Source organism: Clostridioides sp. ES-S-0108-01 (assembly GCF_020662285.1).
In the GTDB taxonomy this organism is placed as follows: domain Bacteria; phylum Bacillota; class Clostridia; order Peptostreptococcales; family Peptostreptococcaceae; genus Clostridioides.
On the sequence record NZ_JADGMN010000028.1, the window covers coordinates 25,448 to 47,704 of the forward strand.

The 22,257-nt window shown below is 31.6% G+C and carries 22 protein-coding genes and 1 other annotated feature; all 22 genes read right to left on the minus strand.

The window, feature by feature from the left end; translation table 11 throughout:
- Positions 1-29 precede the first annotated feature (29 nt).
- On the minus strand, positions 30-500 hold the full coding sequence (rpsG, locus tag IR152_RS17770; RefSeq protein ID WP_054274278.1) for a 30S ribosomal protein S7: 471 nt from the start codon (positions 498-500) through the stop codon (positions 30-32).
- Between the two features lie 122 nt (positions 501-622).
- Positions 623-1,045 carry a 30S ribosomal protein S12 gene (gene rpsL / locus IR152_RS17775; RefSeq protein ID WP_003436176.1) on the minus strand — a complete coding sequence of 141 codons (423 nt, stop codon included), beginning with the start codon at positions 1,043-1,045 and terminating at the stop codon, positions 623-625.
- A gap of 287 nt (positions 1,046-1,332) precedes the next feature.
- Positions 1,333-4,818 (minus strand): DNA-directed RNA polymerase subunit beta', encoded by a 3,486-nt coding sequence (gene rpoC / locus IR152_RS17780; RefSeq protein ID WP_227453196.1) that lies wholly within the window; start codon positions 4,816-4,818, stop codon positions 1,333-1,335.
- Between the two features lie 41 nt (positions 4,819-4,859).
- Positions 4,860-8,576 carry a DNA-directed RNA polymerase subunit beta gene (locus tag IR152_RS17785; RefSeq protein WP_227453197.1) on the minus strand — a complete coding sequence of 1,239 codons (3,717 nt, stop codon included), beginning with the start codon at positions 8,574-8,576 and terminating at the stop codon, positions 4,860-4,862.
- 461 nt (positions 8,577-9,037) lie between these two features.
- Positions 9,038-9,826 carry an SDR family NAD(P)-dependent oxidoreductase gene (locus tag IR152_RS17790; RefSeq protein WP_227453198.1) on the minus strand — a complete coding sequence of 263 codons (789 nt, stop codon included), beginning with the start codon at positions 9,824-9,826 and terminating at the stop codon, positions 9,038-9,040.
- A gap of 385 nt (positions 9,827-10,211) precedes the next feature.
- Entirely contained in the window at positions 10,212-10,577 is a 366-nt protein-coding gene (rplL, locus tag IR152_RS17795; RefSeq protein WP_003421186.1) for a 50S ribosomal protein L7/L12, read from the minus strand.
- Between the two features lie 57 nt (positions 10,578-10,634).
- Positions 10,635-11,141 (minus strand): 50S ribosomal protein L10, encoded by a 507-nt coding sequence (gene rplJ / locus IR152_RS17800; protein WP_003421187.1) that lies wholly within the window; start codon positions 11,139-11,141, stop codon positions 10,635-10,637.
- Positions 11,142-11,183: 42 nt separating this feature from the next.
- Positions 11,184-11,312: a sequence feature (ribosomal protein L10 leader region), on the minus strand.
- A 51-nt stretch (positions 11,313-11,363) separates the two neighbouring features.
- Positions 11,364-12,062 carry a 50S ribosomal protein L1 gene (gene rplA, locus IR152_RS17805; RefSeq protein WP_227453199.1) on the minus strand — a complete coding sequence of 233 codons (699 nt, stop codon included), beginning with the start codon at positions 12,060-12,062 and terminating at the stop codon, positions 11,364-11,366.
- 70 nt (positions 12,063-12,132) lie between these two features.
- Positions 12,133-12,558 carry a 50S ribosomal protein L11 gene (gene rplK, locus IR152_RS17810; RefSeq protein WP_003421189.1) on the minus strand — a complete coding sequence of 142 codons (426 nt, stop codon included), beginning with the start codon at positions 12,556-12,558 and terminating at the stop codon, positions 12,133-12,135.
- A gap of 38 nt (positions 12,559-12,596) precedes the next feature.
- Positions 12,597-13,139 (minus strand): transcription termination/antitermination protein NusG, encoded by a 543-nt coding sequence (nusG, locus tag IR152_RS17815; protein WP_227453200.1) that lies wholly within the window; start codon positions 13,137-13,139, stop codon positions 12,597-12,599.
- Positions 13,140-13,158: 19 nt separating this feature from the next.
- Entirely contained in the window at positions 13,159-13,380 is a 222-nt protein-coding gene (gene secE, locus IR152_RS17820; RefSeq protein WP_003429494.1) for a preprotein translocase subunit SecE, read from the minus strand.
- 25 nt (positions 13,381-13,405) lie between these two features.
- Positions 13,406-13,555, minus strand: a complete 150-nt coding sequence (gene rpmG, locus IR152_RS17825) for a 50S ribosomal protein L33 (RefSeq protein WP_003421192.1) — start codon at positions 13,553-13,555, stop codon at positions 13,406-13,408.
- A 249-nt stretch (positions 13,556-13,804) separates the two neighbouring features.
- Positions 13,805-14,998 (minus strand): elongation factor Tu, encoded by a 1,194-nt coding sequence (gene tuf, locus IR152_RS17830; protein WP_009887863.1) that lies wholly within the window; start codon positions 14,996-14,998, stop codon positions 13,805-13,807.
- 73 nt (positions 14,999-15,071) lie between these two features.
- Positions 15,072-15,719 carry an RNA polymerase sporulation sigma factor SigH gene (gene sigH, locus IR152_RS17835; protein WP_009892548.1) on the minus strand — a complete coding sequence of 216 codons (648 nt, stop codon included), beginning with the start codon at positions 15,717-15,719 and terminating at the stop codon, positions 15,072-15,074.
- Between the two features lie 64 nt (positions 15,720-15,783).
- On the minus strand, positions 15,784-16,311 hold the full coding sequence (locus tag IR152_RS17840; RefSeq protein ID WP_227453201.1) for an NYN domain-containing protein: 528 nt from the start codon (positions 16,309-16,311) through the stop codon (positions 15,784-15,786).
- A gap of 2 nt (positions 16,312-16,313) precedes the next feature.
- Positions 16,314-17,051 (minus strand): 23S rRNA (guanosine(2251)-2'-O)-methyltransferase RlmB, encoded by a 738-nt coding sequence (gene rlmB / locus IR152_RS17845; RefSeq protein WP_227453202.1) that lies wholly within the window; start codon positions 17,049-17,051, stop codon positions 16,314-16,316.
- Positions 17,052-17,063: 12 nt separating this feature from the next.
- Positions 17,064-17,822: an FAD-dependent thymidylate synthase gene (gene thyX / locus IR152_RS17850; protein ID WP_227453203.1), complete on the minus strand. Its 759-nt coding sequence runs from the start codon at positions 17,820-17,822 to the stop codon at positions 17,064-17,066.
- Between the two features lie 103 nt (positions 17,823-17,925).
- Positions 17,926-18,321 carry a ribonuclease III domain-containing protein gene (locus IR152_RS17855; protein WP_227453204.1) on the minus strand — a complete coding sequence of 132 codons (396 nt, stop codon included), beginning with the start codon at positions 18,319-18,321 and terminating at the stop codon, positions 17,926-17,928.
- Positions 18,322-18,323: 2 nt separating this feature from the next.
- Positions 18,324-19,721, minus strand: coding sequence for a cysteine--tRNA ligase (gene cysS / locus IR152_RS17860; protein ID WP_227453205.1), 1,398 nt, complete (start codon positions 19,719-19,721; stop codon positions 18,324-18,326).
- 139 nt (positions 19,722-19,860) lie between these two features.
- Complete coding sequence (locus tag IR152_RS17865) at positions 19,861-20,016, minus strand: hypothetical protein (RefSeq protein ID WP_003421202.1); 156 nt, start codon at positions 20,014-20,016, stop codon at positions 19,861-19,863.
- Between the two features lie 221 nt (positions 20,017-20,237).
- Positions 20,238-21,719: a glutamate--tRNA ligase gene (gltX, locus tag IR152_RS17870; protein ID WP_227453206.1), complete on the minus strand. Its 1,482-nt coding sequence runs from the start codon at positions 21,717-21,719 to the stop codon at positions 20,238-20,240.
- Between the two features lie 186 nt (positions 21,720-21,905).
- A partial coding sequence (locus tag IR152_RS17875) for an RNA-guided endonuclease TnpB family protein (protein WP_227453207.1) occupies positions 21,906-22,257 on the minus strand: 352 nt, incomplete at its 5' end.

Genomic DNA, 22,257 nt, shown 5'->3' on the forward strand with positions numbered 1-22,257 from the left:
TCCTTAAATTTATAAGATATCTATATATCCTACCATCTGTAATGAGCAAATGCCTTATTAGCTTCTGCCATTTTATGAGTATCTTCTTTTTTCTTAACTGAAGCTCCAGTGTTGTTAGCTGCATCCATTATTTCTTTAGCTAGCTTTTCAACCATTCCTTTTTCTCCACGAGCTCTAGTATATTTCACTAGCCATCTTAAGCCTAATGTTTGTCTTCTTTCAGGTCTAACTTCGATTGGCACTTGGTAGTTTGCTCCACCAACTCTTCTTGCTTTTACTTCTAAAACAGGCATTATATTATCCATTGCTTTATTAAATACTTCTAAAGCTTCTTCTCCTGTCTTTTCAGCAACAATTGCGAAAGCATCATAAACTATTCTTTGAGACTTTCCTTTTTTTCCGTCTACCATTAGATTATTTATTAATTTAGTAACTACCTTACTCCCATACATAGGATCTGGTAAAACTTCTCTTTTTGGAACATTACCTTTTCTTGGCATTTCGCTTCCCTCCTTAATTATTTAACTTAAATCATAGGTACTCGACATAAATCATTTAATGCCGTGATGCCGTAAATATATATATATTTAAAGCACCGAACTATAATCAATCATTAATTGTTTTATTTTTTAGCTTCTTTAGGTCTCTTCGCACCGTATTTAGATCTTGATTGTCTTCTCTTATCAACACCTGCTGTATCTAGAGTACCTCTTAGTATATGGTATCTAACCCCTGGAAGGTCTTTTACTCTTCCTCCTCTTATAAGAACAACACTATGCTCTTGTAAGTTATGTCCTTCTCCTGGTATATAAGCAGAAACTTCTATACCATTAGTTAATCTAACTCTGGCAACTTTTCTTAAAGCTGAGTTAGGCTTCTTAGGAGTAACTGTTTTTACTGAAGTACAAACCCCTCTTTTTTGTGGGGCACTAGCGTCAGTTACTTTCTTATTTAAAGAGTTGTAACCTTTTTGTAATGCTGGAGCAGTAGATTTCTTCTCTAGCGCTTTTCTACTTTTACGAACTAATTGGTTAATTGTTGGCATCATCTGCACCTCCTTCCAAATTTTCGATCTTATCAGTGACCGCCAACTACATCAATATGAATATTCATACTGACTGATTGTAACATTCGTTACTTACAATTTAATGTCTATAACACATAAATATGTGATATTAGCATTTTCTAGCTTGATGCTTTTTAGTTCTCATTTATTGCCATCTAAAAGTCACTAAGAACTTGTTCAAGCCCTTAGTGTACTTTTAAACAACACACTTTACTATTTTAACACCACAAATAATGGTTGTCAAGATTTCTTTACTCTATATACTATTAATCTTCAATTTTTTCAACAGCTATATTTCTATATTTCTTCATTCCTGTTCCTGCTGGTATTAACTTACCTAATATAACATTTTCTTTAAGCCCTATTAAGTGATCTTCTTTACCTTTTATGGCTGCCTCTGTTAATACTCTTGTTGTTTCTTGGAAAGAAGCTGCTGATAAGAATGAATCAGTTGCAAGAGATGCTTTAGTTATACCAAGTAAAACTCTTTTAGCAACTGCTGGTCTTAAACCTTTAGCTATAGCGTCTTTATTACATTCATTGAATGTTAATACATCTTCATATCCACCTGGTAATAAATCTGTATCTCCTGGGTCTTCAACTTTAACTTTAGATAGCATCTGTCTTACTATAACCTCTATATGTTTATCGTTAACGTCAACCCCTTGAAGTCTATACACTCTCTGAACTTCTTTAACTATATATTCTTGAACTCCCTTAACACCATTTACTCTTACTATGTCGTGAGGATTTATAAACCCTTGTGTTAGAGGGTCTCCAGCATCTAACATTTGACCTTGCTTAACTTTTAATCTGGAACCATATGGTATTATATATGTTTGAGTCTCGCCTTCTTCTGGTATTACATTTACTTCTTTTCGCTTTCCAGTTTCATCTATTTCAACTCTACCAGACACTTCAGTTATTACAGCTAATCCTTTTGGTTTTCTTGCTTCAAATAATTCTTCAACCCTTGGAAGACCTTGAGTTATATCAGCTCCTGCAACTCCTCCAGTATGGAATGTACGCATTGTAAGCTGAGTACCCGGCTCACCGATAGATTGAGCTGCTATTATACCAACTGCTTCACCTATATTAACTTCTTTTCCTGTAGCTAAGTTTCTACCATAGCACTTAGAACAAACTCCATGATTAGTTTTACAGTTAAGAACTGTTCTTATCCTAATTTTTTCAATTCCTAAATTTACTATAGTTTCTGCTTCATCTTCTTGTATCATAGCATCAGCTTCAACTATAACTTCACCAGTTTCAGGATTTAATATAGGGTCTATAGTATATCTTCCTACAATTCTATCGTATATCTCTTCTATAATTTCATTTCCTTCTTTTATAGCATAAATTTCTGTAGTATCTTCTGTACCGCAATCTATTTCTCTTACAATAACATCTTGACTTACATCAACAAGTCTTCTTGTTAAGTATCCAGATTCAGCTGTACGTATAGCTGTATCGGCAAGACCTTTTCTGGCACCATGTGAAGATGTAAAGTACTCTAGTACTGATAAACCTTCACGGAAATTAGATTTAACTGGTATCTCAACTGTTTTACCAGATGCATTGGCCATAAGACCACGCATACCTGCTAGCTGTCTAATTTGGTTTTTAGAACCTCTGGCTCCTGAATGTGCCATTATATATATATTGTTTAATCTGTCTAATCCACCCATAAGAGCATCAGTAACTTTATCAGTTGTTTCTGTCCATGTCTCTATAACTTTTTCATATCTCTCTTCATCAGATATTAGACCTCTTCTGTATGCTCTTTCATATTTATCAACTTTTGCTTCTGCATCAGCTATAAATATTTTCTTTTCTTCTGGAACACTCATATCATCAACAGCAACTGTTATACCACCTAATGTAGAGTATTTAAATCCTAAAGATTTTATATAATCTAGTAATTCAGCTGTCTCTGTATTACCATGTTTTCTAAAGCATTTATCTATTATTTTACCAAGAGACTTCTTATCTGCTAAGAAATCAACTTCAAGTGCAAATGGATTTTCTTTTCTATCTACAAAACCTAAGTCTTGAGGTATATTTTCATTAAATATAAATCTACCGACAGTACTTTCAACTAATGAACTTCTTCCATCTTCAAGTGTTACCTTCAATTTTACTAATGCATGTAGATGAACTGACTTATTGTAATAAGCAAGTAATAATTCATTAAAGTCTTTAAATACCATACCTGTTCCTTTAGCCCCATCTTGTGCTTCTATTGTTAGATAATAACAACCTAAAACCATATCCTGAGATGGAGTAGTTATAGGTGAACCATCTTTAGGAGCAAGTATATTATTTACAGAAAGCATTAAGAATCTTGCTTCTGCTTGTGCTTCTACTGATAAAGGTACATGAACTGCCATTTGGTCACCATCAAAGTCTGCGTTGTAAGCTGTACATACAAGAGGATGTAGTTTTATAGCTTTGCCTTCAACTAAGATTGGTTCAAATGCTTGTATACCTAATCTATGCAGAGTTGGCGCACGGTTAAGAAGAACTGGATGACTTTTTATAACATCTTCTAAAACATCCCAAACTTCTGGTTTAACTTTTTCTACTATAGATTTCGCACTTTTTATATTATGTGCATATCCTTCTTTAACTAACTTATCCATAACAAATGGCTTGAATAGCTCCAATGCCATTTTCTTTGGAAGACCACACTGATAGAATTTAAGTTCTGGTCCAACAACTATAACAGAACGTCCTGAGTAGTCAACACGCTTACCAAGTAAGTTTTGACGGAAACGACCTTGTTTACCTTTTAGCATATCTGATAAAGATTTAAGTGGTCTATTTCCAGGTCCTGTTACAGGTCTACCTCTTCTACCATTATCTATTAATGCATCAACGGCTTCTTGAAGCATTCTTTTTTCATTTCTTACAATTATATCTGGAGCTCCAAGCTCTAATAATCTTTTAAGTCTATTATTTCTATTTATAACTCTTCTATATAAATCATTTAGGTCTGAAGTCGCAAATCTTCCACCATCAAGTTGTACCATTGGTCTTAAATCTGGTGGTATTACTGGTATAGCGTCTAAAATCATCCATTCTGGTTTGTTGCCAGACTTTTTAAATGCTTCCACAACTTCTAATCTTCTTATTGTTCTAACTTTCTTTTGTCCTGTACTATCTTTTAACTCTGCTCTTAAGTCTTTACTTTGTTGTTCTAAGTCTATATTTTGTAGTAATGTCTTTACAGCTTCAGCACCCATTCCTACAGTAAAAGTATATCCATACTTTTCAAGAGCAGTTCTGTATTCTTTTTCTGTAAGTAGTTGTTTTTCATTCAATCCAGTTTCTCCTGGATCAACTACTACATATGAGGCAAAGTATAATATTTTTTCTAATGATCTTGGTGACATATCAAGTAAAAGTCCCATTCTACTTGGTATACCTTTGAAGTACCAGATGTGAGACATAGGAGCAGCTAGCTCTATATGTCCCATTCTTTCTCTTCTTACTTTTGATTTAGTTACTTCTACTCCACATCTATCACAAACTACACCTTTATATCTAACTCTTCTATATTTACCACAGTGACACTCCCAGTCTTTTTGTGGTCCAAATATTCTTTCACAGAAAAGACCATCTTTTTCTGGTTTTAAAGTACGGTAATTTATAGTTTCTGGCTTTTTAACTTCTCCTCTAGACCATTGTCTTATTTTTTCTGGAGAAGCCAATGCTATTTTTATCGACTCGAAATTGTTTAATTCAAACAAGGAGTTCTCTCCCTTCTATTTGAGATTTACATTAATTAAATTTATATATCAAAGTCATCACTTTCAAAATCTATTTCTTCTTCAAATAAATCATCCTCAGTGAATTCTTCTAAATTCTCTATATCCTCATCTTCTGCATTTTCCGCAAAATCATCTTCAATTTCTTCTATTATGTTACTTTCTTCAACTTCTCCCATGTGATTTACAACATCTAGCTCAAATTCACCTATTGTATCATCTTCATCCACAGATTCTCTTACTTCTATTTCTTGGTCTTCATCTGTCAATACTTTTACATCTAAGCATAAACTTTGAAGTTCTTTTATAAGAACCTTAAATGATTCTGGGATTCCTGGTTCAGGTATGTTTTCACCTTTAACTATAGCTTCATAAGTTCTAACACGACCTACAACATCATCAGACTTAACAGTAAGTATCTCTTGAAGTATGTGAGCAGCTCCATATGCTTCTAGAGCCCAAACCTCCATCTCTCCAAATCTTTGTCCACCAAATTGTGCTTTACCACCTAGTGGCTGTTGAGTAACTAACGAGTATGGTCCAGTACTTCTTGCATGTAGTTTTTCATCTACTAAGTGATGTAGTTTCAAGTAATACATATATCCAACAGTTATTCTGTTGTCAAAAGACTCACCTGTTCTACCATCATATAAAGTTAATTTACCATCTCTAGGATACCCAGCTTCCTCAAGAGCATCCATTATATCATACTCATTAGCACCATCGAATACTGATGTTGCTACATACCATCCTAATGTCTTAGCAGCAAGTCCTAAATGAACTTCTAGAACCTGACCTATGTTCATACGTGATGGTATACCTTGTGGGTTAAGTATTATGTCTAATGGTGTTCCATTTTCCATGAATGGCATATCTTCTTCAGGTAATACTCTTGAGATAACCCCTTTATTACCATGACGACCAGCCATTTTATCTCCAACTTTTATTTTTCTCTTTTTAGCTATATAGCATCTTACTAATTCATTTACTCCTGGAGATAAATCATCTCCATTTTCTCTAGTAAATACTTTTACATCAACTATTATACCAGATTCACCATGAGGCACTTTAAGTGAAGTATCTCTAACTTCTCTAGCCTTTTCTCCAAATATTGCACGAAGTAATCTTTCCTCCGCAGTAAGTTCAGTTTCTCCTTTTGGAGTTACTTTACCAACTAGTATATCACCTGAGTCTACTTCTGCACCTATTCTTATTATACCTCTGTCATCTAAGTTCTTAATTGCACTATCTCCAACATTAGGTATATCTCTAGTTATTTCCTCTGGTCCTAGTTTTGTATCTCTAGCTTCACATTCATATTCTTCTATATGAATTGTTGATAATCTATCTTCTTTAACTAATCTTTCATTTATTAATATGGCATCCTCGTAGTTATAACCTTCCCAAGTCATAAATGCTATAAGGCAGTTTCTTCCAAGTGCAACTTCTCCTAAATCAGTTGCTGGACCGTCTGCTATAACATCACCTTTCATTATCTGGTCACCTTTATTTATTATAGGTGTTTGATTTATACAAGTACCTGAGTTTGAACGTTTAAACTTAAGTAAATTATATCTATCTCTGTTTCCATCTTCTCTTTTTATTATTATTTCATCTGCTGTTACTCTTTCTGCTATACCAGAATTTCTAGCAACAACAACTGCTCCAGAGTCTTTTGCGGCTCTATATTCTATACCAGTTCCTATAATTGGTGCTTCTCTTCTAACTAGAGGCACTGCCTGACGTTGCATGTTCGCTCCCATAAGGGCACGGTTGGCATCATCATTTTCTAAGAAAGGTATCATAGCAGTGGCAACAGATACAACCTGCTTAGGAGATATATCCATGTAATCTACTCTACTTTCAGGAACCATTTCAACAGCACCATTTACAGTTCTACAAACAACTCTATGGTTTACGAATTTACCGTCTTCTGTTAATGGCTCATTTGCCTGAGCTCTTACGAATAAATCTTCCTCGTCAGCAGTTAAATAATGTATTTCATCAGTAACTGTTGATGTTTCTTTATCAAATTTTCTATATGGTGATTCTATAAATCCAAATTCATTTATCTTTGCATAAGTTCCTAGAGAGTTTATAAGACCTATATTTGGTCCCTCTGGAGTCTCTATTGGACACATTCTACCATAGTGTGAATGGTGAACGTCACGCACTTCGAATCCAGCTCTTTCTCTTGAAAGACCTCCAGGTCCAAGGGCTGATAATCTTCTCTTATGTGTTAACTCAGATAGAGGATTTGTTTGATCCATGAACTGAGATAACTGAGAACTACCAAAGAATTCTTTTATTGCAGCTGAAACTGGTCTTATATTAACTAACGCTTGAGGCGTTATAGCTTCCATATCTTGAACTGTCATTCTTTCTTTTATAACTCTTTCCATTCTTGAAAGACCAATTCTAACTTGATTTTGTAATAATTCACCTACAGATCTTATTCTTCTATTTCCTAGGTGATCTATATCATCAATATTTCCTATATTATAGAATATATTAAACTCATAACTTATTGAAGCTATTATATCATCTAATAATATATGTTTTGGTATAAGTTCTTTAATTCTTGATTTTATAGCTTCTTTTATTTCTTCTTCATCACTATATCCATCTAAAATTTCTTTTAAGGTTGGATAATGTACTTTTTCTTTTATGTTTAAATCATCTATGTCAAAATCAATGTGAGACTTAATATCTACAAAATTATTTCCTATAACTCTAACTTTCTTATCATCATCCATTAGTAGATTTACTACATTTATACCTGCATTTTGTATATCTTTAGCTACCTCATAACTTATTTTTTCTCCAGCTTTTACAAATACCTCACCAGTTTCTGGGTTTATTATGTCTTCTGCTGAAATTTTATTCATTATTCTATAGCATAAAGCAAGTTTCTTATTGAATTTATATCTACCAACTTTTGCTAAGTCATATCTTTTTGGGTCAAAGAATAAAGCATTTAGTAAAGATGATGCACTTTCTACAGTAGGGGGTTCACCTGGTCTTAATTTTTTGTATATCTCTACAAGACCTTCTTCTACCGTCTTAGTATTATCCTTTTCTAATGTAGCAGATAATCTCTCATCTTCTCCTAAAAGGTCAATTATCTCTGCATCTGTTCCTATTCCTAAAGCTCTAAGTAAAACTGTAACTGGTTGTTTTCTTGTTCTATCAACTCTTACAGATATTACATCATTAGAATCTGTTTCATATTCTAACCATGCTCCTCTATTAGGAATTACAGTAGATGAAATCAATCTCTTACCTGTTTTATCTCTTTCTTCCGCATAGTAAACACCAGGAGATCTAACTAATTGACTTACTATAACTCTTTCTGCTCCATTTATAACGAAAGTTCCTCTTTCTGTCATTAAAGGGAAGTCACCCATAAACACTTCTTGTTCTTTTATCTCACCTGTTTCTTTATTTATAAGTCTTACCTTAACTTTTAGAGGTGCACAATATGTAGCATCTCTCTCTTTACACTCTTCTATATCGTACTTTGGTTTATCATCTAAAGAATAGTCCACAAATTCCAATATAAGATTACCAGTATAATCCTCTATTGGTGAAATATCATCAAACACTTCTTTTAAACCTTCTTTTAAAAACCACTCATAGGAATCTACTTGAATTTCTATAAGATTTGGCACATCAGCTATTTCCTTAATTTTAGAAAAGCTCATTCTAGTTCTTTTACCTATCGTGACAGGATGTGGCATTCACTTTTCACCTCTCAATAATTAAAAATAAAACAATAGTTCATTCTAACGCATCTAATAATTTTAGCATAATGTCAAGTATTTTTCAATATATTTTTTATCTTATATGTAAACTATGCATTATTTTTGATTTTTTGTAAATTATTTTAAGCATATATTATGTATTATGTACAATTTTCTGATTTAAAATCCATATTTTTCATTTATAGGTCTAATTTTCTATGCTAAATTATGTACCAATAACATCCCCCTATTTAATTATAATTCCATAAGAAAACACTTGTAAACAATTACATTTATACAAAAATCTATTAAATAACCAAAATAAAGACCATAAATAAATTTAACTGGTGATTTTAAGCCTTAAACTTTTTCCAGTATAAATTATATCTATGGTCTTTATAAGATAGAATTCCTACTATAACTAATACATAAATTTTCATTACATATTAGTAACTTAATTATCTTAATATATTATCTGCAAATTGCGGAGTAGGTAAACCAAATCCTCCTGCAACTTCAAGTAAATCTCCTGTTATAAATGATGAATCATCACTAGCATAGAATAAAACTGCTTTTGCTATATCATCTGGTTTTCCTATACGATTTAAGGGAACATGCTTTAAAAATTCTTTTATGAATTCTGGTGACATATTATCTAGTGCAGCCTTAGTTGCAATAAGGCCTGGAAGTACAGCATTACATCTAACATTATCTTTTGCATATTGTGTTGCTATGTTTTGAGTTAATGAATTAATTGATGCTTTTGATACACAGTAAGCTATTCTAGATAAATCAGGTAACACTGAACCTATACTTGATATATTTACTATACTGCCTTTTCCATTCTTTATCATATGAGGAATCGCTGCTTTACATGGTAAATACACACTTTTTAAATTAGTATTTACTGTATCAAAAAAATTATCTGTATCTCCAGTCAAAAGGTCTTTGTCAAGAGAAGGGTTTGTTGAACCAAAATTGTTTACAAGTATGTCTATCTTACCTTCTTTTTTAACTACAGCTTCTATCATTGAAGTAAAAGTTTCTTCTTCACGAGCATTAAAGTAAACAAACTTAGCACAACCGCCTTCTGAACTTATCTTATTTATAACTTCAGTAGCTAATTCTTCTGAACGAGCTGCTAAATATACAATTGCTCCATTCTTTGCCAATATCTCTGCGGAAGCTAATCCAATACCTTTTGTTGCTGCAGTGACTACTGCAATTTTTCCTTGTAATTTTTCCATTATTAATTCCTCCTTAAATACGTCCTCTAGTCTACAAATTTCGATTATTCTAAATATCTAATTCATTTTAAAATTTATATTTGTTAATTAATTATTTATTACATTTTATTTATAAAATATTTTTGTGTTTTTTTAAATAATATGTAATTTTTTACAGTGTCATTTAATTATATACCTTATATATATACATTACAATAATTGTTTATATTTCAATTTAATAACAATATTAAATTAAAATATCATTACATAGTATATGATACCCTTAATTTAATACTATTATATAAATTTTTTTCATTTTATAAAAATACTTTATTTATAACTCCAAATAAATTCTATAATTCTTTGCAAATAAAAAAGATACCCAATGGGTATCTTTTTAAAGAAACTACTTAACTTCTACTTTAGCTCCAGCAGCTTCTAATTTTTCTTTTATTTGATCAGCTTCTTCTTTAGAAGCTCCTTCTTTAACTGTCTTAGGAGCATTGTCAACTACTTCTTTAGCTTCTTTTAATCCTAATCCTGTTATTTCTCTAACTGCTTTTATAACTCCAACTTTTGAAGAACCAACGTCAGTTAATACTACATCAAACTCAGTTTTTTCTTCAGCAGCTGGTCCACCAGCAGCTGCACCAGCTACCATTACTGGAGCTGAAGCTGATACACCGAATTTTTCTTCAGCAGCTTTAACTAATTCATTTAATTCTAAAACTTTCATATTTTCTATAGCTTCTAATATTTGTTCTATTGTCATTTTTAGCACCTCCGAATTTTATTTCAAATTAATATTTATAATTTTTTAGTTAAGCAATTAAGCTTCTTCTTGACCTTCTGCCTTTTTCGCTATTGCATCTATTAAGTATGCGAAGTTTGATACTGGAGCTTTTAAGCTACCAAGTAATTTAGCGATAAGAACTTCTCTTGATGGTATGTTAGCCATTTCAACAATTTTAGACTCATCGTAGAATGCACCTTCCACAATACCCATCTTTAATTTCATTTTTGGATGAGAATCCATGAATCCTTTTAATATTCTAGCTGGAGCAACTGGATCATCATATCCAAATGCTATGGCATTAGTTCCAACTAATAATTCATCATTAAATTGCTCTATACCAACTTCTTTAGCTGCTCTTCTAACTAAAGTATTTTTATATACTTTGTAATCCACACCAGCTTCTCTCATTTGTTTTCTTAACTCAGTTACTTCTTCAACTGTTAATCCTTTGTAATCTACAACAACAGCAGCAGAAGATTTTTGTAACTTTTCAACTATCTCAGAAACAACTTCTGATTTAATTTCTATAGCTTTTCTCATATAGACGTGCACCTCCTTCACCAAATAGGCTTAGTATTTACCGCAACATTATAAAAAGCTTTTGTTGCCAAAAGTAGACATCAAAAGCTTTAGTAATCTCAATTTATCTAAAACCTCGGCGGGATATTAAGCTTTCGCACCCACTATCTACGGCAAATCTATTCTTTTTTACATTGACAAGTGATATGATAACATTTTTGTCAACCTGTGTCAACAGTTTTATTATTCAGCTGTTCTTGCTGGGTTTATTTTAACTCCAGGTCCCATTGAAGAAGCTACTGTTATACTTCTTAAATATTGTCCTTTAGCAGCAGCTGGTTTAGCTTTTATTATAGCATCCATTAATGCAGTAAAGTTTTCAGTTAATTTCTCTCCACCAAATGATACTTTTCCTACTGGAACGTGTATTATGTTAGTTTTGTCTAATCTGTATTCAACTTTACCAGCTTTTATTTCATCTATAGCTTTAGCTACATCAAATGTAACTGTTCCTGATTTAGGGTTTGGCATTAAACCTTTAGGTCCTAATACTCTACCTAATCTACCTACTACACCCATCATGTCTGGAGTAGCAACTACTATATCAAATTCAAACCAGTTTTCACCTTGTATTTTTTGAACTAATTCTTCAGCTCCTACAAAGTCAGCACCAGCTTGTTCAGCTTCTTTAGCTTTTTCACCTTTAGCAAAAACTAAAACTCTTTTAGTTTTACCAGTTCCATGAGGTAATACAACTGCACCTCTTACTTGTTGATCAGCATGTCTTGAGTCAACACCTAATTTAATGTGTGCTTCTACTGTCTCATCAAATTTAGCTCCAGCTATGTCTGAAACTAATGTTAATGCTTCTGATGCATCATAGAATTTAGTTCTATCTACTTTTTGTAATGCACCTGCATATCTTTTACCTTTTTTAGCCATTTTATTTTCCTCCTCGTGGTTAATTTCGGCTTTTCGCCTCCCACTTTATAAAAAAAAGTGTATCTTTTAATTAATCTTCGATTACAACACCCATACTTCTAGCAGTACCAGCTATCATACTCATAGCAGCTTCTACTGATGCAGCATTTAAGTCAGGCATCTTTAATTCAGCTATTTCTCTTACTTGAGCTGAAGTCATTTTAGCAACTTTCTTCTTGTTTGGTTCTCCAGAACCTGATTTTAAGTTTAATGCTTTTTTAATTAAAACTGCAGCTGGTGGAGTTTTTGTTATAAAACTGAATGATCTATCTTGATATACAGTTATAACAACTGGTATTATCATTCCAGCTTGATCTGCAGTTTTAGCATTAAATTCTTTTGTAAATCCCATTATATTAACACCATGTTGTCCTAATGCTGGTCCAACTGGTGGCGCTGGAGTAGCCTTTCCTGCAGGTATTTGTAACTTTATTTGACCTATAACTTTTTTAGCCATTTTGAGCGCACCTCCTCAGATTTTTCTATAATATAGTATTAGATTTTTTCTATACCTTCAAGCTCTATTACAAATAGAGTCCTTTTACCAAATGCATTTATGCATACTTTGACTTCTCTATTTTCTAAGTCAATTTCTTCTATGTTACCTATTTGTCCACTAAATGGTCCTTGAGATACTTTTACTGTATCTCCTATTTCAAAATCAATATCACTATTTACTACCTTAGGGTCTGTTGTATCTATACCCATAGATTTGACTTCATCTTCACTTAATGGTACTGGTTTTGAACCAGGTCCAACGAAACCTGTAACTCCCTTAGTATTTCTTACTACATACCAAGATTCATCAGTTATTATCATTTTAACCAAAACATAGCTTGGATAAACTTTACGTTGTCTAGTTTTTTCTTTTCCAGTTTTAGTAGTTTCCACTACTTCTTCTGTTGGAACAACTACTTGTCTTATGCAGTCTTCCATACCTCTTGTTTTAACTGCTTTCTCAATTGTAGCTTTAACTTTATTTTCATGTCCCGAATAAGTATGAACTACATACCAACTTGCTTCTTGTAATTCTGACATTTAACTTACCTCTTTTCGTCTATTTTAGTAATAACGCTAGTGCACCAGATAATATAGTGTCTATACCCCATACTAATATAGTGCATGAAATAACTACAGTTAAAACTATACTTGTGTTTTTAAACAGTTCCTTTTTTGTCGGCCATGTAACTCTTTTTAATTCTTGTTTAGTTTCTTTTAAGTATCCAAACAAACTAAACCTTTTTTTAGTTTTTGCACCGTCATTTTTTTGGGCAGCCATTCCATACTCACATCCTTATAAAAAACTATTTTGTTTCTTTATGAGTTGTATGCTTTTTACAGAATCTACAATATTTTTGTAATTCTATTCTGTCTGGATTATTTTTCTTATTCTTAGTAGTGTTGTAGTTTCTTTGCTTACACTCTGTACATGCTAAAGTTACTTTAACTCTCATCTGATACACCTCCAACTTTGTAATACAATAATGTATATTGTTAATATATGTGAATATAATATCTTTAAAATATGTATTTATTAAAAATCTACAGTATTCAAGATATTATTAACTTCCTATAATCATTACCTTGTATAAGTTATCACAAAATCCTATGCTGTGTCAATGTTTTTGTATTTCTATGTTAAAAAAAGAGGAGCATAACCCCTCTTTTTGTTATTCCTTTTAATCCATCAGTTTAGAAAAGAATTACTCTATTATTGTAGCAACAACTCCTGAAGCTACTGTTCTTCCACCTTCTCTTATTGAGAATCTTAATCCCTCTTCTACAACTATTGAGTTTATTAAGTCTACTTCCATTGTTACGTTATCTCCTGGCATTACCATCTCTATTCCTTCTGGTAACTTACAAGCTCCTGTTACGTCTGTTGTTCTGAAATAGAATTGTGGTCTATATCCATCAAAGAATGGTGTATGTCTTCCACCCTCTTCTTTTTTAAGTACATATACTTCTGCTGTAAACTTTGTGTGTGCCTTTACTGATCCAGTCTTTGCTAGTACTTGTCCTCTTTCTATTTCGTTTCTTTGTACTCCTCTTAATAATGCTCCTATATTATCACCTGCTTGTGCTTGGTCTAATAATTTTCTGAACATCTCTACTCCTGTTACTACTACTTTTCTTGGCGCTTCTGTTAATCCTACTAATTCTACTTCGTCTTGTACTTTTAGTACTCCTCTTTCCACTCTTCCTGTTGCAACTGTTCCTCTTCCTGTGATTGAGAATACGTCCTCTACTGGCATTAAGAATGGCTTGTCTGTATCTCTCTCTGGTGCTGGGATATACTCATCTATTTGCTCGAATAATTCTACTATCTTATCTCCCCACTCACTCTTTGGATCTTCTAATGCCATTAATGCTGACCCTCTTACTATTGGAGTATCATCTCCTGGGAAATCATACTCTGTTAATAAATCTCTTACTTCCATCTCTACTAACTCTAATAACTCTTCGTCATCTACCATATCACATTTGTTTAAGAATACTACTATATATGGTACTCCAACTTGTCTTGATAATAGTATATGCTCTCTTGTTTGTGGCATTGGTCCATCTGTTGCTGAACAAACTAATATTGCTCCATCCATTTGTGCTGCTCCTGTTATCATGTTCTTAACGTAGTCAGCATGTCCTGGGCAGTCAACGTGTGCGTAGTGTCTATTTGGTGTTTCATACTCAACGTGTGCTGTTGATATTGTGATTCCTCTTTCTCTTTCTTCTGGAGCTTTATCTATGTTTGCGAAATCTACTGCTTCTCCTAATTGGTATCTGTCATATAATGTTTTTGTTATTGCTGCTGTTAATGTAGTTTTACCGTGGTCTACGTGTCCTATTGTCCCTATATTAACATGAGGTTTTGTTCTTTCGTATTTAGCTTTAGCCATTTTGAATTTCCTCCCTTATCTTTCGATATAAATTAATTTTGCTCACAATAAGCTTATGGTAAGTATTTTACTATTAATCATTTCTGTTTTCAAGATGTTTTTCTAATTTTCTCTTAACCCTTTGTAAAGCGTTATCTATTGACTTTACATCTCTTTTAAGCTTGTCTGCTATAAACTGGTATGACTTTCCATTTAAATATAATTCTAGTACTTCTAATTCCAAGTCACTTAACAATTCGTTCATCTTTGATTCTATATTTTTTAACTCTTCTTTACTAATTATAAGCTCTTCTGGATCTGTTACTATACTTGTAGCTATAATATCTAAAAGTGTTCTGTCTGACTCTTCATCATATATTGGTTTGTTCAAAGAAACATATGAATTTAAAGGTATATGTTTTTGTCTTGTTGCAGTTTTTATAGCAGTTATTATTTGTCTTGTTATACATATCTCTGCAAAACATTTAAATGAATTTGTCTTACTTCCATCAAAATCTCTAACTGCCTTATAAAGGCCTATCATTCCTTCTTGTATTATATCTTCTTTATCTGCTCCAATTAAAAAATATGACTTTGCTTTTGCCTTTACAAAATTTCTGTATTTGGTAATAATATACTCTAGTGCTATTTTATCCCCTTCACTTGCTCTTAGTACAATGTTATACTCATCCTGCTGACAATTGTCCACTAACTCATAACTTTTTTCTTTTGCTACTAACATGTAAATCTCCCCCATATATAAAACAAATTTATAGGTATATTATAGTCTAAAGAAGCTAGTAATTTCAACGCTTTCTACGAATGTTCTCAAGTTTCGACAATGTTTCTTTATCTAACCTTTCCTCCAACCAATTTCGCTGAATTTTTTTCCCCAAACCGATATTTTTTTCCTTCATTTTATTCTTGGAACGATCTAGCTCTAACTTTAATTCTCTTGCAGACATTCTAGTAGCACCTTTTCCTAAAATCATTTGTTGTTCTGCATAGTCATTAGTAGCTACTTTTACATCATCATACTTTGATAAAGAAGTTATAAACTTTTCTATATAACTATCTGCTGTTTGATGTTCTCGTGTATAAACTATTGTTATGTGTTTTCTTTTCTCAATTTTTTCTCGTGAGTTTTTAACATTATAAGCATCAAAAACTATTATAGTCTTATAACCCATAAACTCAGAAAATTCTATAATATCATCAATAAGCTTTTCTCGAGAATCTTCTAAGTCCTCTTTAGCCAGTTCTTTCAAATTATCCCACGCATTTATAATATTGTAGCCATCTATTATTAAGTAATGATTTATATTTTTTTTCATGCTTATTTACTTTTATCCAATCTCTGTCTGAATATCTCATATAAAAGTATTCCACCTGCTACAGACGCATTTAAAGATGTAACATTACCTATCATTGGCATTTTTACTATAAAGTCACAGTTTTGTTTAACCAATCTAGATATTCCAAAACCTTCACTTCCAATTACCACACCAAGAGGGCCAGTAAGATTTTGTTTATAAAAAGTTTCTCCATCCATATCAGCAGCAGCAATCCACAGCCCTTCATCCTTGAGTCTTTTTATTGTATTAACTATATTGGTTACCTTGCAAACTGGCATATACTCTACTGCTCCAGCAGATGCTTTAGCAACTACAGGGGTTATGTGTACAGACCTTCTCTTTGGAATAATAACTCCATGTGCCCCTACTGCATCTGCTGTCCTTATTATTGAACCTAGATTATGTGGATCTGTTATTTCATCTAGTATAATGAAAAATGGTTCTTCATCTTTATTTTTTGCTAAGTCTATTAACTCATCTAATTCATAATACTTATACTCACTTGCATAAGCTATTACACCTTGATGTGAATGACTTGTACTTACTTCATCTAACTTATGTTTATCAACATACTGGATAATTATGTTCTTCTCTTTAGCCATTCCTATTATTTTCTTAATTGACCCTTCTTTAGCTGAATTTGCAATTAATATTTTATCTATTTCTCTGTCACTCTTCATTGCTTCTATTACTGGATTTCTTCCTTCTATACTTGCCAAACTATTCACCTCCTACAAGGCTTTAAATTTTTCTCTGACTTGAACTATATCTCCACAAGTCATAGTTCCTTCTGGACAACTTCCATTTACACAACTTGGTCCAGTCTTTTTAAATAATACAGGAGCAACCTTTTTAACCTCTCTTAACATCTCTACAGCTAAATTTCTTATTTCCCACTGTGCTCTTTCACAGCATCTATGTTCAAAGAAATTAAATAAACTTCTAGCATTTATAGTAAATACCATTTTTGTTTCACATGCATTTGGAAATACATATCTAGCATCTTCTATTGCTTTCTTTTCAGCTTGTCTTTTTGCTGTTTTCTCATTTTTACCATTTTTTATTAGGTCATTATAATGATTTTCAAACAATATATCAACTAGCTTATCATAATTCTCTTGGTCTTTTTTCATTGAGCTTATAAATAACTCTTTTGCCTTTTCTATTTTTTCTATTTCTGGAGGAATTATGTACTCAAATTGCTCTAATTTAACATATCTTTGACTTTGTTGTGAAAAACTAGCTATACGATGTCTAACAATTTGATGTGAACAAGCTCTTGAAATACCTTCTATTGAAAATGTAAATGAAGCATGTTCTAATATTGACCCATGACCTATACTTAATAACATATTTAAAAATTTCTCTATACTTTCATCTGTTAAATCTTTTTCTATTTCGTCTGTCCCAACTGGTGAATAACATAGCTTAGCTGCCATAGCTATTACTTTTTCTGGTTCAGGTGTATGTGATATTAATTTTACTTTCATAAATTCTTATCCTTTCTCAACACTAATTTATATATATTTATTATACATTAGTTATAAAAAAAGTGTTGCCTTATTACTTATTATTAAGACAACACCCTTATATTTACAAATCTCTTTCAATAATTTTGATTCCTTTATTGATAATATCTTGAAGTCTCTCTATTTCATTATTTAAATACAAATATCCAACCAAAGCCTCAAATCCAGTTGCATGTTTGTAGTCTATAATATCTGCATTTTTAGGAGAAGTATTTGATTTTTGATTTCTTCCCCTTTTATAAATTTTACTCTCTTCCTCAGTTAATTCAGTTTCAATTTCATGAATTATTGTTGCTTGAGCCTTAGCTTTTACATACTTTATGGCTAATTTATGCAAATCATTAACTTTTCTTTGTGTATTCTGTCTAATCAAATGTTCTCTTATATATTTTTCATAAACTGTATCACCTAAGTATGCTAAAACTAGTGGTGATATAGTAACTAATTCAGTTTTTTCCATTTTTATATCCTTTTCCACTTAACACCTTGTCTTGTGTCTTCTAATACGATTCCCATATCTAATAATTGTTGTCTTATATCATCTGCTAATTGGAATTCTTTATTTTTCTTTGCATCAGTTCTTTTTTGTATCAATTCTTCAATATCCTTATCTAATGCAGTATCCTTTTTCTTATTTACAATATTTAATACTCCTGTAAGTTCATTAAACTCATCTAAACATTTCTTGGCAAACTCTAAAGAAGAATTTTCATCTACATTAGAATTTATTAGTTTAGCTAACTCAAAGATAACACTCACTGCGTCTGCTGTATTAACATCATCATCCATAGCGTCTATAAATCTTTGTCTAAAATTATCTAATTCTTTAACAAGTTCTACTTCTTTTTCTGTTAAATAAGATTCTTTTAGATTACTTAGTGTAAATTCTAATTTTTCTTTAGTATTATACAATCTTTCAAGACCAGCTTTAGCTTGATTTAGCATTTCATCACTAAAGTTTACTGGATTTCTATAATGTGCTGATAGCATGAAAAATCTTACTATCTCTAAATCATACAATTTTGATATATCTCTTACCGTAAAGAAATTACCTTTTGACTTACTCATCTTTTCATCATTTATATTTATATATCCATTGTGCATCCAATATTTTGAGAATGTTTTTCCGCTTCTAGCTTCACTTTGCGCTATTTCGTTTTCATGGTGTGGGAATGTTAAATCTTGACCACCTGCATGTATATCAATTGTCTCACCTAAATATCTCTTAGACATAACAGAGCATTCTATATGCCATCCAGGTCTACCTTCTCCCCAAGGGCTATCCCACCCTGGCTCACCTTCTTTTTTTGCTTTCCAAAGAACAAAATCCATAGGATGTCTTTTTTGGTCATTTACTTCAATTCTAGCTCCTGCTTCTAAATCTTCTTGTTTTTGACCTGAAAGCTTTCCATATCCTTCAAACTTATTTGTATCAAAATATACATCACCATTTACTGCATATGCATATCCCTTATCTTCTAATTCTTTTATAAAATCTATAATCTGTTGTATATTATCTGTAACCTGAGGGTGAACAGTAGCTCTTTTAATTCCTAGCCCATCACAATCTACAAAATATTCTTTTATATACTTAGTAGCAACTTCTTCTGGAGATATTCCTTCTTCATGGCTTCTATTTATAATTTTATCATCAACATCGGTAAAGTTTTGTACATAAGTTACATCATATCCTCTATACTCTAAATATCTTCTTAGAGTATCAAATATTATAAATGGTCTTGCATTACCTATGTGTATATAGTTATAAACTGTTGGACCACACACATACATTTTTACCTTTCCTTCTTCTATTGGAACAAATTCTTCTTTTGTTCTAGTCAATGTATTATAAACTTTCACACTCATCACCTCACTATATTTTTATAAATTATTTTCTTAACATTATATATTATAGTTGAAAATTGCAATAAATAATAGTACTACTATCATTTTTCGTACTATCTTTCAAACTACATAATAATACTACTGTTACTATTCTCTATTGTTCTTCTAAAAATATCTTTTTTTGAGAAGAGCATTTTTCAAAAGTTTCTTCTGTAATCATTTTTTCATCTTTTAATTTTTCTAAAATTGTAACATATTCTAAGCATAGCTCCTTTAATTCCTTTTTAACATCATCAATATTACTATACATAGTAATTACCCCCTTAATAATTAAATCAAACTAAAATAATAGATTTCCTTCTTTCTATGCTTAATATTTTATTAGTTTATTATTCATATTTTACTTATATTTTTGCTTTGCTTTTTATATATTAAATTTATTCCCCTAAATACCTTCATTTTCTTAAGCAGATATTTTCACCAAATACTAACACAAAAAAAGTCCGCTTCTAAATTAGCGGACTTTTATGACTATAATATATTATTTTTTACATAAGCTATTCTATTTAAGCAAGTTTCTTTTCCTAAAACTTCCATTACTTTTGGCAAATCTGGACCATGCATTTGCCCTGTCAAAATTATTCTTGAACCCATAAATAAATTTTTTCCTTTTATTTTGTACTCTTTTTGTATTTCTTTAAGCATGGCTTGAACGAACTCAGTATTTAATACCTCTGCTTTTTCTATTTTTTCTCCCAAAACATCTATTAAAGTAGGTATGTGCTCTAACTTTAAGAATTCACTTCCTTCTTCAGTCTCTACCTCTATTTTATCTCCAAAGAATATACTTGCATGTTCAGTAACTTCTTTTACATATTGTAATTTTTCTTTAAGTACTGATATCATACTTTTTAAGAAATCATACTTGCTAGTAGCTTCTCCTTCTGTTATAAATCCATCTTCTATTAAAAATGGTATTGCCAAATCTGTTAGGTAGGCATCATCACCATCTTTTATATAGTGCTGGTTAATCCAGTTTAACTTTTCAGTATCAAATACTCCACCACTTTTAGACACTCTTTCTACAGAGAAAGCTTTTTCTAATTCTTCCATTGTAAACAATTCTTGATTATCTTCTGGAGACCAACCAACTAATGCTACATAGTTTACTAATCCTTCTGGTAAATATCCTTTTTTCTTAAAGTCTTCAACAGCTACATCACCTTGTCTCTTACTTAATTTTTTCTTTTCTTTATTAAGTATATTTGGTAAATGCACAAATACAGGTGCTTTCCATCCAAAAGCTTCATATAAATAAACATGTTTTGGAGTAGATGATACCCACTCTTCTCCTCTTATAACATGTGTGATTTTCATTAAATAGTCATCCACAACTACTGCAAAATGATAAGTTGGAAATCCATCTGTTTTCATTAAGACTTGATCATCTAAATCATTAGTATTAAATTCCATATCTCCTCTAACTAAGTCTGTAAACTTAATTGTATGATTCTCTGGCAATTTTAATCTTATAACATATGGTATTCCTGCTTTTATATTTGCTTCTACTTCTTCTTTAGAAAGATTCTTGCAATGACCATCATATTTAGCCGTTTCTCCTGCTGCTCTTTGAGCATCTCTTACTTCGTCTAGTCTTTCTTTTGTACAGAAGCAGTAATAAGCCTTTCCACTATCCAAAAGTTGCTTTATATATTCTTGGTATATATCTAATCTTTGAGATTGAATATATGGACCATATTCTCCTTTTTGTACTACTTTCCCACTATCATCTAACATAACACCTTCATTATGATTGACACCAGCCCACTTCATAGCATTAAGCATATTCTCTATAGCACCTTCTACTAATCTACTTTGGTCTGTATCCTCTACTCTTAATATATATTCTCCGCCCATTTTTTTTGCAAATAAATAGTTATATAAAGCAGTTCTTAAACTACCTATATGTACAAATCCCGTTGGACTTGGTGCAAACCTTACTCTTACATTCATTTTTACTTCCTCCTGATATTTTATTCAATATAACTATAATATTAAACTAGTACATTGTTTTGCAAGTTTATTTTTACTGAACCTCCCATGACTAAAGTCACAGGATTCCTGCTTCATAGAATTTTGCATACTAAAATATGTATTCTCCACAGACTATCCCCGTAGTTCCTACGGTTCTTACATAAGTTATCTATTTTGAACTTTTATTAGTCTTAATCCTTCTTTTAGTATATTTATACTTGCATTTATATCTCTATCGTGAGTTTCATTACAACAAGGACAAATCCATTCTCTTACATTTAAGTTCTTAACTTCCTCGTTTTTGTACCCACATTTATTGCATATTTGTGAACTTGCAAAGAATTTACCTATCTTTACAATTTGTCTATCATGCCAATTAGCCTTGTATTTTAATTGACGAACAAATTCTGACCACGACACATCAGAAATAGAGAGAGATAGTTTACGATTTTTAATCATGTTCTTTACTTGTAAATCTTCTATGCAAATAATATCATTCTCTTTTATTAATTTAGTA